Genomic DNA, 13485 nt, shown 5'->3' on the forward strand with positions numbered 1-13485 from the left:
TAGGATAAAGCCATGAACGACATCATCGATAAAAATCTTTCTTCCTTTGAGCGAGCTACTCTCGGCGGCGGCTGTTTTTGGTGCCTAGAAGCGGTATACCAGCAAATTCAGGGTGTAAAAGCCGTCGTCTCGGGTTACGCCGGTGGCGCAAGACCCAATCCTACTTATGAAGCTGTTTGCACTGGTGTGTCAGGGCATGCCGAAATCGTGGACGTGTATTTTGATCCAGCAGTGATTTCCTATCGAGATTTATTGGAAATCTTTTTTGTGATTCATGATCCAACCACACTCAATTACCAAGGGAATGATGAGGGCACGCAATATCGCTCGGTCATATTCACGCATAGCGAAGCTCAGCTTCGCACTGCTCAGGAAGTGGTTAAAGAACTCGAGGTTTCTGGAATTTATACCTCGCCAGTGGTGACGCAGATTGAGGCAGCTCCCGCAATTTATCCGGCTGAGGCATACCACCAAGATTATTTCCGTCAGAATCCAGGGCAGGGCTATTGCCGGATGGTGGTAGCACCGAAGCTGGCCAAATTCAGGGCTAAATTTACAGCTCGGATTGCTCCTGAGTTTAAATAAACCTTAGGGCGCGAGGCGCGTAATATCCCAGTGGTTCCCGGCTAACTGGTAGTGAATGCGGTCATGCAGGCGCGATGGGCGCCCTTGCCAGAATTCAATCTCGGTGGGTTGTAAACGATAGCCACCCCAATTTTCTGGGCGTGGGGGGTTGTCACCAAACTTTTCCTTAAACGCTTTCTCAGAGTCTTCTAGGAATTCGCGGTTGGGAATCACGGTGCTTTGAGGTGATGACCAGGCGCCGATGCGAGAAGCGGCAGGACGTGAGTGATAGTACTCATCGCTTTGGGTGGCAGACAAGCGCTCGACAACGCCTTTGATGCGAACCTGACGCTCTAATTCATGCCAATGAAAGAGTAGGGCAGCTTGTGGACGAATAGCGAGCTCCCGACCCTTTTGGCTCTCGTAATTGGTAAAAAAGCTAAAACCATTTGCATCAGCGCCTTTGAGTAAGACAACGCGGACTGAGGGATTGCCTGCTGCATCTGCAGTCGCCAAGGCCATCGAGTTAGGCTCAGGACATTCTGCTTTAATAGCCTGTTCGAACCAAACCTGAAATAAAGCGAGTGGGTCAGTGGCAATGTCGGTCTCGTCAAGTTGGCCGAAAGTGTAATTTTTTCGCAATTGTGCAATAGGGTCCATTTTTTCAGTATAAAGAGAAGCTATGGTGGAAGACAATATAAAAGAGACATTAGGCGATCGTCGTTTCGGCGGTGTAGCTCGGCTCTACGGAACTGAGTTGCATGAGCGCTTCAAACACAGCATTGTGGTTGTGGCAGGTTTAGGCGGCGTAGGTTCCTGGGCAGCAGAGGCATTGGCACGTACTGGTATCGGTCATCTTGTACTGGTTGATTTTGATCACATTGCTGAGAGTAATACCAATCGACAACTTCATGCCCTTGAGGGTGAATACGGTAAAGCAAAAGTTCAGGCGATGACAGAACGCATGCGTTTAATTAATCCTGAAATGCAAATCACTTCATGCGATACCTTTTTAGAGCCAGATAATTTAGATGAATTGATTCCACCAACCGCATTTGTATTGGATGCTACTGATTCAGTGCTGACCAAGATCGCCTTAGCAGCATGGGCTAGTAAAAATCAACGTGCTTTAGTGATGTCTGGTGCGGCGGGAGGCAAGGCCGACCCCACTTCGGTACGTTGCACCGATCTTTCTAAAACAGAACAAGATGCCTTGCTTGCCAAAGTGCGAGTGGGCTTGCGTACCGATCACGGATTTTCGAGGGATCTCAAAAAGCCTATGGGCATACGCGCTATTTATTCTCATGAGCCACGCAGTGGCAGTGCAAATGGCGGATTGGCTTGTTCGGGATATGGCTCGACCGTCATGGTGACTGCTGCGTGTGGTCTCGCAGCTGCAGCGGAAATTCTGAATCTGATTGCCGCGCAAAAATCATAGTACGACACCCCTTTATTCAAAACAAGTTCGAAATCAGTGGAAATCCTTAAGGGGATTCCCTGTAGGAATTTACTGATTCTGTTGTCATCTCTGAGACAGACTAATCCTCTCAAGCTAGAGGCTATCAGACTCCGAAGAGTTTAAGACTTGCATCTCTGTTAGCTTAATTACTTTTCGCATTTTCATCCTCTAGTACATCTTCAAACTCCTCCCTAGACTTTGCTCCGTTGGTGCCTTGCCAACGACAAATCGAAAGGAGGTCTCTTTTGCAGACTGAACAAACCGGCTTGAAACGCCACCTCAAAGTACGACACATTCGCTTGATGGCTTTAGGCTCAACGATTGGTGTGGGTTTATTTCTCGGGTCAGCAAGCGCCATTCAATTAGCGGGACCTTCTATTCTGTTGGGCTACCTAGTTGCGGGGATCGTCGCCTTTATTGTGCTGCGGACTTTGGGAGAAATGGCGGTGCATGAGCCAGTAGCCGGCTCGTTTGCCGCATACGCCAACTCCTATGTGGGGCCGCTAGCAGGGTATATGGTGGGATGGGGGTATTGGACTTATTGGATTGTTGTTGGCATTGCTGAAGTGACTGCCGTAGGCATCTATATGGGGATTTGGTTTCCGGAAACTCCGCAATGGGTCTGGGCACTCTCATCCATTCTGATGATGGGCGCCATCAATTTGATTGCCGTCAAAGTCTTTGGTGAGTTTGAGTTTTGGTTTGCCTTAATTAAAGTGGTTGCTATCGTCGCCATGATTGCATTGGGTGTCTCCGTCATTTTCTTTGGCTTTACAAATGATTGGACTCCGATTGGTCTGGATAATTTATGGGCGCATGGTGGCTTCTTCCCAAATGGCATTAGCGGCATGCTGCTCTCGCTACAAATGGTGTTGTTTGCCTATGTAGGTATTGAAATGATCGGCCTTTCTGCTGGTGAGGCTGAGAATCCCCGTAAAACCATTCCGATGGCGATCGATTCGTTGGCGTGGCGCATCTTAATTTTTTACATGGGCGCGATCTTTGTTATTTTGGCCATCTTCCCTTGGAACGAAGTCGGACAACAGGGCAGCCCATTTGTAGTGATGTTTGAGCGAATTGGTTTGCGTGAAGCGGCAGGCTTGATTAATTTTGTCGTGATCACTGCAGCGTTGTCGTCATGTAATGCGGGCATCTTTAGTGGCGGTAGGTTGCTGTATGCCCTATCGGTAAATGGTTACGCACCAGCGCCGTTCGCCCAACTGTCAAAGTATGGTGTGCCTCATCGCGCGGTCATGACGACGGTAGCGGTTTGTATGACGGGCGTGGTGCTGAATTATTTTGTACCCGACAAAGCCTTTCAATACATCATGGCAGCGGTGACGTTTGTAGGTCTGATGGTATGGATTGCCATTCTGATTACGCAAATCCAGTTCCGCCGTTCTCTGTCTCCTGCACAAGTTGCTCAATTAGCTTATCGAGCACCGTGGTGGCCCTATTCCTCGTGGTTTGCTTTGGCTTTCATTGCCCTAGTGGTGGTCTTGATGGGCTTTCATGAGGATGCACGAATTGCGCTGGTATTAGGGCCATGTCTTTTAGGTGTGTATCTAGCCATGTTCTATCTCGTGGGCTTGCATCGTAAAACAACAATTAATCGTGAATTTAAATAAGGAGATCGCAATGATTATTGGCTTACCTCAAGAAGTAAAAAATAATGAATACCGAGTCGGCTTAACTCCGGGCAACGTCAGAGGCTTATGTCAGCAGGGGCACGCTGTCTTAGTGCAACGCGGGTCGGGTGAGCAAATTGGTTTGACGGATGAGTCTTATCGCCTAGCTGGCGCTTCCTTGGTGAACAGTGCTACCGAAGTATTTTCTAAAGCGCAGATGATTGTGAAAGTGAAAGAGCCGCAGCCGCAAGAATGTGCGATGTTGCGGGAGGACCAAATTCTCTTTACTTACCTGCATCTTGCGCCCGATCCAAAGCAGACTCAAGCCTTGCTGGCCTCCGGTGCCACCTGCATCGCCTATGAAACCGTGACCTCTCTGAATGGCGCACTCCCACTCCTGGCGCCAATGAGTGAGGTTGCCGGGCGTATGTCGATTCAAGCGGCAGCTACACATTTAGAAAAAACGCAAGGTGGCCAAGGTATCTTGATGGCGGGTGTGCCAGGGGTTGCGCCTGCCAAAGTGGTGATTTTGGGGGCGGGGGTAGTGGGTCGTAATGCCCTACAGATGTCCGTAGGCATGGGTGCGGATGTCTGCATTTTTGATCGGGATATTGAGCGCCTTAGACAGATTGATCTGCACTACGGCAATCGAGTGCGAACCTTATACGCTGACCCATTATTAGTTGAGGCACATGTGTTCGAAGCAGATGTCGTGATTGGTGCGGTTTTATTGCCCGGTGCAGCGGCGCCAAAACTCGTCACTCGGGAGATGGTGCGCAAGATGAAATCCGGTGCTGTAGTGGTCGATGTAGCGATTGATCAAGGAGGTTGCTTTGAAACTTCTAAACCCACTACGCATGCGGAGCCCACCTATTTAGTAGACGGCGTACTGCACTACTGCGTAGCCAATATGCCAGGTGCAGTAGCGCGCACTTCAACCTTCGCCTTAACCAATGCGACTTTTCCTTATGTCGAGGCTCTAGCAAATCGTGGGGGCGTGATGGCATTGATCCATGATCATCATTTGCGTAATGGATTAAGTGTGCATCGTGGCGTCTTGACTTCGGCACCTGTCGCACAAGCCCAACGCTTGGATTTTGTGGCTGCTGAAGAATTGCTTGCCGCATAAAGCTAAGGGGGTGCTCAGAAGTTGGTAACCCCCTGAATAGATGGACTTTTATAGTCAAAGGGCTGCTTTGCGAGGCGGCCCTTTTCTCTTCTTGGGTGAAATACGCTTGCAAGATTTAAACTGAGGGCATGAAAACAGACCTTCCTCACAGCTTTCGTAGACTTGAATACAGCCCCCCAACGTATACCTTGGGGCAAGTGGCGCTTGATATCGCGTTGGATCCTGCGCACACTATTGTGAAGAGTCGCTTAGAAGTGTTGCCCGGACCGCATCATGCGGCAGATGCCCCGCTGATTTTGCAGGGAGAAGAATTAGAGTTTGTTAGCTTGCGTGTTAATGGTGAGGTACATCGCCAGTTTGAGCTAAGTCCAGGTTTCCTAAAGATTTTGGCATTACCTGATGGAGGTCAGAAGGCTTTTATCGTAGAAATAATTTGCGCCTGTGCTCCTGCGACGAATACTTCCCTGATGGGCTTATATGTGTCGAATGGCAACTTCTTCACTCAGTGTGAAGCAGAGGGCTTTAGAAAAATTACCTACTTTCTAGATCGACCCGATGTGATGGCGCGCTATCGCGTTACCCTACGGGCGATAGAAGCGGATTACCCGGTCTTGTTGTCCAATGGTAATTTAATCGATACTGAAAAACTACCCAATGGTTGGCATTTGGCGACTTGGGAAGACCCCTTTCCAAAGCCGTCCTATTTGTTTGCTTTAGTGGCTGGTAAGTTGGAGTGCCTTGAGGAAACCATTACCACTAGTAGCGGCGCAACAAAGCTGCTGCAAATTTGGGTTGAGCCTGCAGACTTAAAGAAAACTCGGCATGCGATGGATTCTTTAATTGCCGCCATTCATTGGGATGAAAAACGCTTTGGATTAGAACTTGATCTAGAGCGCTTCATGATTGTGGCGGTGAGTGATTTCAATATGGGTGCAATGGAAAACAAGGGCTTGAATATTTTCAATACCAAGTTCATCCTAGCTCAGCCGGAAACTGCTACCGATGCTGACTTTGCCAATATTGAGAGCGTAGTTGCCCACGAGTACTTTCATAACTGGACTGGTAATCGAGTCACTTGCCGTGACTGGTTCCAGCTTTCACTTAAGGAAGGTTTAACGGTCTTTCGTGATCAGGAGTTTTCCGCAGATCAAATGGGTAGTGAGTCTGGTCGCGCTGTGCGCCGCATTGATGATGTCCGTGTGTTGCGGCAATTACAGTTTCCTGAAGATGCGGGTCCCATGGCGCATCCGATTCGGCCAGATGAATACGAGGAAATTAATAACTTCTATACCGTGACCGTCTATGAGAAAGGTGCTGAAGTCGTGCGGATGTATCAGACTTTGCTCGGTGTAGAGGGCTTTCGCAAAGGTATGGATTTGTATTTCCAGCGGCACGATGGCCACGCGGTTACCTGCGATGATTTTTTAGCTGCCATGGCGGACGCGAACGGGCGTGATCTCTCCCGGTTCAAGTATTGGTACAGCCAGTCGGGAACCCCCAAGGTACATGTCGCAGAGCGCTATGATGCAAGCCTGCAGCAGTACCACTTAACCTTGAGTCAGAGCTGTACTCCAGGTGATGGGCAGACTCTGAAAAATGCTTTTCATATTCCTCTGAAAATGCGCCTATTAACTGCGAGCAATGATCAGGCTGAACAACTCTTAGAGCTGACTCAGGAGAATCAAACGTGGGTGTTTGAGGGGCTGGCGGAGCGCCCAGCGTTATCGCTCAATCGTGGATTTTCTGCACCAATTCAGCTGAAATTTGCCCAAAGCCAAGATGACTTAATGCATTTATTTTTTGCCGATGACGATGCATTTAATCGGTGGGAGTCTGGTCAAACATTGGCCATGCAATTGATCTTGGACAATCATTTGCCTGATAGCGCGCTGATCGATGCGTATCGCCATATTCTTACAGATCCTGATTTAGATCCCGCCTTCAAAGAGCTAGCCTTATCGCTCCCCGCGGAGTCTTACTTGTACGAGCAGTGTGTCGAGGTAGATCCTCAGCATATTCATAATGCGCGACGTGCGTTTCGTCACGCGGTAGCAAGCGAGCTGCGCCTGGAATGGGCGGCTTTGTACCAACAGATGCAGACTCCAGGACCATTTAGTCCTGATGCTGTAAGCGCTGCTAAGCGCGCCCTGAAAAACTGCGCATTAAATATGTTGCTTGAAGCCGATCCCCTCATTTGGGCGCCGATGGCAGTAAATCAATATCAGACCGCCGACAATATGACTGATCGTTATGGGGCTTTAGCTGCCCTAGTCATTTGCGGATCCAAAGAGGCGCAAGCTTGCTTAAAAGATTTTTACACTCGCTTTGAGGGTGATACCCTTGTAATTGATAAATGGTTTGCCTTGCAAGCGAGTCGCCCACCAGTGAAGGGGGCTCAATCTACTTTAGAAGCTGTTCAGCAGTTGCGTCAGCATGCCGCTTTTAAGATGAATAATCCGAATCGTGTGCGTAGCGTCATCCATGCGTATTGCCTCAATAATCCGGCGAGCTTTCATCTTGCGGATGGCAGTGGATACGTATTTTGGGCTGAGGCGGTCTTGGCTCTGAATGCTGTCAACCCGCAAATTGCTGCACGCCTGGCTAGAGGATTGGATCGCTGGCGTAATTTTGCGCAACCCTTCCAATCTCAAATGCTGGCGGCCTTGCAACGCGTAGCTACCTCCCCAGGCCTCTCAGCGGATGTGCGAGAGGTCATTAATAAGGCAATCGGAGCTGGAGCCACCCCAGAACAAGGCAAAATAGAGCCCATTAAGTAATAAATTCCATTTGGAGAATCTTTTTTGACTAACACTACGAACTTGAACTCTCACTTTAAGCACTACTTAAAGACCGCTTCAATTAAGGGCGCATCCATTCCGGATGGCCTTCAAGAGCTGTTGCTCGCGGTAGCTCATACGTGCGCCGGCCTAAGTCATGAAGTGGCTCAAGGCGCCTTAATTGGTTTGCTCGGTTCAGCTGGTACTGGCAATGTGCAGGGTGAGGTTCAGCAAAAGCTTGATGTGATTGCCAATGATTTATTGATTGAAGGGGTTCAGGGGTGCCAGTCGCTTGCCGGCTTAGCCTCCGAAGAAATGGAATTGCCAATGGCCGTGCAAGGCACTGGCGATTACCTACTTTTATTTGATCCACTTGATGGCTCTTCCAATATCGATGTGAATGTCTCCATCGGCACTATTTTTTCTATTTTGAAAAAGCAAGATCCCACCAAGCCAATGCAAACCTCGGACTTTTTATTGTCTGGACGTCATCAAGTTGCTGCCGGATACGTGGTGTATGGCCCTCAAACTAGCCTAGCTTTAACCTTGGGCGATGGAGTGGTGATGTTTACCTTAGACCGCACCATCGGCGAGTTTGTCTTAACCAGACACGCAGTAGAAATTGCATCTGCAACCAAGGAATTTGCTATCAACATGTCCAACATGCGCCATTGGTCCAGCCCAGTGCGACGCTATGTAGAGGAGTGTTTAGCAGGGGTAAGCGGCGCCCGTGAGAAGGATTTCAATATGCGCTGGATTGCTTCGATGGTGGCCGATGTTCATCGTGTACTTTCTCGTGGCGGCGTGTTTATGTATCCTTGGGATCAACGTGAGCCCCATAAACCTGGCAAGTTGCGCTTGATGTATGAGGCTAATCCGATGAGTTTCTTGGTCGAGCAGGCAGGTGGTGCCGCTACAAATGGCGATCAACTCATTATGGATCTGATTCCGACTGACTTGCATGAGCGTGTCTCCGTCATGCTGGGATCCAAAGAAGAGGTAGAGCGCTTACAGCATTACCATTCGCAGGCTTAGGGCTGTACCTTTTCTTTGAGGTAGGCGAGGGATTCTTCCACTTGATCAATGAGGATCAAGCAAATATCGCCTTCTGAGAGCGAATCTAAGGCAGTATCAATCGCCAGAAATTCGCCATAGATTTCTTTTACTTGCTTAGTCTTGGTGGTGCCGACTAAACCTTCGCGCAATAGTTTTAATACCTCACCCGTCTCGCGCCCACGCTGACATTGATCTTCATACAAGATCACGTGATCGAAGGCATTACCTAAAATACGCGTGAGATCCCGAATATCTTCATCACGCCGATCACCAGCACCGCTAATGACCACGTGACTCTGTTTAGGCTTCATCGCTTCGATAGCGCTAGCTAAAGCACGCATGGCATCTGGGTTGTGGCCATAGTCCGCAATCACGGTGGCACCCTTGTGCTGAAATTGATTAAAACGTCCTGGCACAGCAGTGGCAGAGCTTTCAAAAGAATGTAAGCCGCGGGCGATTTTTTCAGCATCCAAGCCTAAAGCCCAGGCTGCGCCAATAGCCGCCATTGCATTCTCAACTTGGAAGCCTAGAACGCCATTTTGTGTGAATGGAATTTCACTTACTGGAAAGCGATAGAGGACTCGCGCACCCTTGGAGGCAATGATGTGAGTACCATCGCAGTAAATCACTTTTTTATTCTTCGCCCGATGCGCAGCAACTACGGGGTGGTGTTGATTCTGCGCAAAAAAGATTACACGACCAGTACATACGTCAGCCATTTTGGCAACGATGGGGTCAGCTGCATTCAGAACCGCCGCACCAGAAGGCGCGACGTTCTGCACAATCACTCTTTTGAGAATGGCCAAATCTTCCACACTGGAAATGAAGTTCAGACCAAGATGATCGCCGACGCCAATATTCGTAACTACTGCTACTTCACAGCGATCAAAACCCAAGCCTTCGCGCAACAAACCACCGCGGGCAGTTTCTAAAACAGCTGCATCGGTATCGGGGTGCATTAAGACGTTGCGCGCACTCTTTGGGCCGCTGCAATCACCTGAGTCAATTAAACGCTGATTGATGTATACGCCATCAGTGGTCGTCATACCAACGCGTAAACCAGTCTCACTCAGTAAATGAGCAATCAATCTCACCGTCGTTGTCTTACCATTGGTTCCGGTAACAGCAACCACTGGTATGCGGCCGTCCTCACCAAGGGGGTACATCATATTAATAATGTCTTCCCCGACTGGGCGGCTCTTGCCGTAAGAGGGTTTCAGGTGCATGCGTAAGCCAGGTGCCGCGTTTACTTCAACAATGCCGCCACCTTGCGCTTCAAGAGGTTGATAAATAGACTCACACAGAATATCTACGCCAGCAACATCTAAACCAATCATCTTGGCTGCGGCTACGGCGCTGGCGGCGACATCAGGATGCACGTCATCAGTAACATCGGTGGCGGTACCGCCCGTACTCAAGTTCGCGTTGTTGCGCAATAGAATGCGTTCCCCGATTTTGGGCATGTATTGAGGTGTGAAATTGAGGCTGGCTAAATGCGCTAAGGCAATCTCATCAAATCGAATCTTAGTTAACGCAGTAGCGTGACCATCGCCCCGCAAAGGATTTTTGTTTTCGAGCTCAACCAGTTCAGCGATGGAATGGGTACCATCACCCACTACCTGCGCAGGCTCACGGCGTGCAGCTGCTGCAAGACGATTACCCACTACGAGTAAGCGATAGTCTGCTCCTGGTAAAAAGCGCTCCACAATCGTTTCGCGACCAAAAGCTTGGGTGACTACGAAGCCTGCCCGCACTTCCGCTTCGGTCTGAATATTGGCAACAACCCCTTTACCTTGATTGCCATCTTTTGGTTTAAGCACAATCGCGCCACCAATTCTTTGAGCGGCGAGCCAAGCTTCATCAGCAGTGGTGACAACGTCACCAATCGGAACGGAGACACCCGCAGCAGCTAATAAATTTTTAGTGAGTTCTTTGTCTTGTGCAATCGCTTCCGCAATGGCACTGGTATCGCTAGTTTCAGCAGCCTGAATGCGTTTTTGCTTGCTACCCCAACCAAATTGCACCATGCTGCCTTCCGTCATACGACGGTAGGGGATATTGCGTTGCACGGCAGCATCGACGATGGAGCCTGTGCTTGGTCCCAAACGCACGTCTTCATACAAAGCTTCTAGCTCAGAGAGGGCTGCGGCGAGATCAAATGGCGCATCATTTAAGGTGGACTGAATCAGTGCAAAGGCAAAGTCAAATGCCATGCGTCCGACAACTTCTTCCGAGTACTCGACGATGACTTGAAAAATACCTGCGTCTATTGCGGGCACAGTGCGGCTAAAAGTAACAGGGCAGCCGGCTTGCGATTGCAGGCCCAAAGCTGCATGTTCCAACGCATGCGCTAAGGAAAGTGATTCAGCATGGCCACCACGATGCATGCTACCGAGTTGTGGAAAGCGTTCCCGAATCTTGGTCTCAAATTGGGGAATGGCATCCATCGCACGTTCATGTTCTTCACATGAAACGATGGCCTCTAAAGCGGTGTGGCGACTCCATAAATTGGGGCCGCGCAACATACGAATACGGGTGATTTCCAATTAAACCCCTGCTAGATGACTGGGTGCAGGGATAAATGTTTCTGCACCTGCTTCGATTACGTTGAATGAAATATCCAAAGCCCATGCGGCAGCAATTGCAGCACCTAAATTGAGTGAGTCCCAGGCTACATTTTCTTGAGCATCAGTATGGGGTTCAGGGATCTCTTTTTTGGTTTGATCGCCAAGCTTGAGTTGGATGTGTTTTTCATCCACTACAACTGCACGACCGCCTTGTTTGAGGTGGGCAGCGACCACTGGTGAGGCGAGATCTTGCGTGAAGTAAATAACTTCACCATCACAAAGCTCTGCCATTGCTACGACTAACGCATCATCTGCATTTAAGACTGCCACTCCGGTGGGCAACACGACATCCACTTGCGTCCTGACCACGCTGAAGACTTGATCTTCATCGTTGATCGCATACTGCGGAAAATTTTCTGTTGGAATGAGATTCAGTACGACGCCGACTTGGCAGCGGTCGTAAGCCAGACCTTCAATCAACATCGACAGATGATTGTTCTCAATCACGGCAGCCTCGACCGCACGGTTGAGAAGCGTGCGCCGAGCATTTTCCCAATTGGCGGCATCGGTTTTCTGAACGGCACGATCACCGAAAAATAAACCTTTACTACAAGATAGGCCGACATAGACGTTGGTTAAACGTAAAAAGTGGGCAATCATTTCTGCTACGGGAGTTTTGCCACGCGAGCCCGTGACCCCTACTACCGGAATACGAAACTCCACACCGTGGGGGAAAAGGTGGTGGGCAATTTCTTGACCTACGGGTTGGGGGGTACCGCTGGCAGGTTTTAAATGCATCAATAATCCTGGACCAGCATTGACTTCCACAATAGCGCCATTTTGTGATTCAAGGGGTTGGCTAATGTCCTGTACAACCAAATCAACTCCAGCGATTTCTAAACCAACGATACGGGCTGCCAAGGTAACTTGGCTAGCTACGTCAGGGTGAACCTGATCTGTAACATCAAATGCCACATTGCCATTACTTTGAATCAGCACTTTTTGATCCAAAGCAGGAACACTCGAACCAGTGAGTTTCTGGCGGGCTAATTCCAATTCCACAGCGGAATCAATGCGCACGGGATTTAGAGGGTGCTCTTCTGAAGAGCCACGGCGCGGATCTGAATTGATCTGAATCTGAATTAACTCAAGGACAGTATGTTGACCATCTCCAGAAACCCAAACGGTTTCTCCTTTAGCGGCAGCCACTACTTTATTACCGACGACTAAGAGGCGATGTTCGTCACCAATAATGTGACGCTCCACTAAAACTTCACTACCTTCACCATCTGCAACCGCATACGCCGCTTCAATCTCCGCTTGGGTATAGAGATTAATAAAAACGCCACGTCCATGATTGCCATCAATGGGCTTAACCACCACTGGCAGGCCGATGTCTTGCGCTGCTTCCCATGCATCATTTGGGCTGGTCACAATTCTGCCTTTGGGAACGGGTACCCCCGCGCTGGCCAACAGGCTCTTGGTCAGATCCTTGTCACGCGAGATGGTTTCTGCGATGGCGCTGGTCTGATCTGTTTCAGCAGTCCAGATACGCCGTTGCCTTGCTCCATAACCGAGTTGTACTAAATTACCTTCAGATAAACGAATAGAGGGAATACCACGTTCTTCGGCTGCGTGGACAATGCAGGCCGTGCTCGGACCCAGTAAAAGGTCTTCTCCAAGTTCACGCAACTGCTCAAGGATGTTCTCTACCTCAGTTCGCGGATCTTTGGTGTCTTGCGCCAGTGCCAAGTAAAGGTCTTTGGCATATTTCAGGGCGGTTAGGGTGAGCTCTTCATTAATGGCGCTGACCATGACTTTGTAAACACTGCGGCGATCGCCATCACGTGCTTTACCAAAACCACCGGGAATACCCGCTAAGTTTTGGAGCTCTAAGGTCAAATGTTCCAGAATATGGGCAGGCCAGGTGCCTTCTTCAACCCGTTTCAGAAATCCACCCGCCTCACCATAGCTGCAACGGTGCTCTTGCAAGCTAGGAAGCGCGGTTACGAGGCGGTCATAAAAACCGGGGATGAGGTTGGAGGGATAGTCCTCTAAGTCGCCAATATCGAGCCAAACCTCAATAACAGGGTGGTAGGTCCACATATTGGGACCCCGGAGATGCTTGACACTCAAGATCTCAATGGTTTTATCTAGTAATTGGGGCATGTGGGAAATGCGATGATCTGAGCCGCTAAAGCGGGTAGGTCTTAGACTGCCTCTCTATTTCTAGTAATGATGGGTAACTCACAAATTTAGCAAAAATACACAAAAAGCCCTACTTAGCCAAATTAACGGCTTTGTC

At 49.4% G+C, this 13485-nt stretch carries 9 protein-coding genes; 6 read left to right on the forward strand and 3 right to left on the reverse strand.

The features are described from left to right. Positions 1–12 precede the first annotated feature (12 nt). The gene (gene msrA, locus CP950_RS08090) at positions 13–585 is read left to right on the forward strand and encodes a peptide-methionine (S)-S-oxide reductase MsrA (RefSeq protein WP_096674197.1); all 573 of its coding nucleotides are present in this window, start codon (positions 13–15) and stop codon (positions 583–585) included. Between the two features lie 3 nt (positions 586–588). Here msrA and pdxH read toward each other — a convergent pair whose 3' ends face one another. Further along, on the reverse strand, positions 589–1224 hold the full coding sequence (gene pdxH / locus CP950_RS08095; RefSeq protein WP_096674199.1) for a pyridoxamine 5'-phosphate oxidase: 636 nt from the start codon (positions 1222–1224) through the stop codon (positions 589–591). A 22-nt stretch (positions 1225–1246) separates the two neighbouring features. On the opposite strand from pdxH, the gene CP950_RS08100 reads away from it, so the two are divergent. The 5 genes from CP950_RS08100 (at position 1247) to CP950_RS08120 (ending at position 8592) form a co-directional block, all read left to right on the forward strand. Next, positions 1247–2002, forward strand: a complete 756-nt coding sequence (locus CP950_RS08100) for a tRNA threonylcarbamoyladenosine dehydratase (RefSeq protein WP_096674201.1) — start codon at positions 1247–1249, stop codon at positions 2000–2002. A gap of 323 nt (positions 2003–2325) precedes the next feature. Continuing rightward, positions 2326–3651, forward strand: coding sequence for an amino acid permease (locus tag CP950_RS08105; RefSeq protein ID WP_272867615.1), 1326 nt, complete (start codon positions 2326–2328; stop codon positions 3649–3651). 10 nt (positions 3652–3661) lie between these two features. Beyond that, positions 3662–4780 carry an alanine dehydrogenase gene (ald, locus tag CP950_RS08110; protein ID WP_096674205.1) on the forward strand — a complete coding sequence of 373 codons (1119 nt, stop codon included), beginning with the start codon at positions 3662–3664 and terminating at the stop codon, positions 4778–4780. A gap of 128 nt (positions 4781–4908) precedes the next feature. After that, positions 4909–7557 (forward strand): aminopeptidase N, encoded by a 2649-nt coding sequence (gene pepN / locus CP950_RS08115; protein ID WP_096674207.1) that lies wholly within the window; start codon positions 4909–4911, stop codon positions 7555–7557. Between the two features lie 42 nt (positions 7558–7599). After that, entirely contained in the window at positions 7600–8592 is a 993-nt protein-coding gene (locus CP950_RS08120; protein ID WP_165766437.1) for a class 1 fructose-bisphosphatase, read from the forward strand. Here the strand turns inward: CP950_RS08120 and cphA are convergent. Then, positions 8589–11159 carry a cyanophycin synthetase gene (cphA, locus tag CP950_RS08125; protein ID WP_096674211.1) on the reverse strand — a complete coding sequence of 857 codons (2571 nt, stop codon included), beginning with the start codon at positions 11157–11159 and terminating at the stop codon, positions 8589–8591. The genes CP950_RS08120 and cphA overlap by 4 nt on opposite strands. After that, positions 11160–13349 carry a cyanophycin synthetase gene (locus CP950_RS08130; protein WP_096674213.1) on the reverse strand — a complete coding sequence of 730 codons (2190 nt, stop codon included), beginning with the start codon at positions 13347–13349 and terminating at the stop codon, positions 11160–11162. Positions 13350–13485: the final 136 nt, after the last annotated feature.

This window comes from Polynucleobacter meluiroseus (assembly GCF_900205755.1).
Lineage (GTDB): Bacteria > Pseudomonadota > Gammaproteobacteria > Burkholderiales > Burkholderiaceae > Polynucleobacter > Polynucleobacter meluiroseus.

Bases quoted from the DNA above. Each gene is read 5' to 3' on its own strand.
- CP950_RS08130 (WP_096674213.1), bottom strand. From the start codon at position 13,349: ATGCCCCAATTACTAGATAAAACCATTGAGATCTTGAGTGTCAAGCAT.
- ald (WP_096674205.1), top strand. From the start codon at position 3,662: ATGATTATTGGCTTACCTCAAGAAGTAAAAAATAATGAATACCGAGTC.
- msrA (WP_096674197.1), top strand. From the start codon at position 13: ATGAACGACATCATCGATAAAAATCTTTCTTCCTTTGAGCGAGCTACT.
- pepN (WP_096674207.1), top strand. From the start codon at position 4,909: ATGAAAACAGACCTTCCTCACAGCTTTCGTAGACTTGAATACAGCCCC.
- pdxH (WP_096674199.1), bottom strand. From the start codon at position 1,224: ATGGACCCTATTGCACAATTGCGAAAAAATTACACTTTCGGCCAACTT.
- CP950_RS08100 (WP_096674201.1), top strand. From the start codon at position 1,247: ATGGTGGAAGACAATATAAAAGAGACATTAGGCGATCGTCGTTTCGGC.
- CP950_RS08105 (WP_272867615.1), top strand. From the start codon at position 2,326: ATGGCTTTAGGCTCAACGATTGGTGTGGGTTTATTTCTCGGGTCAGCA.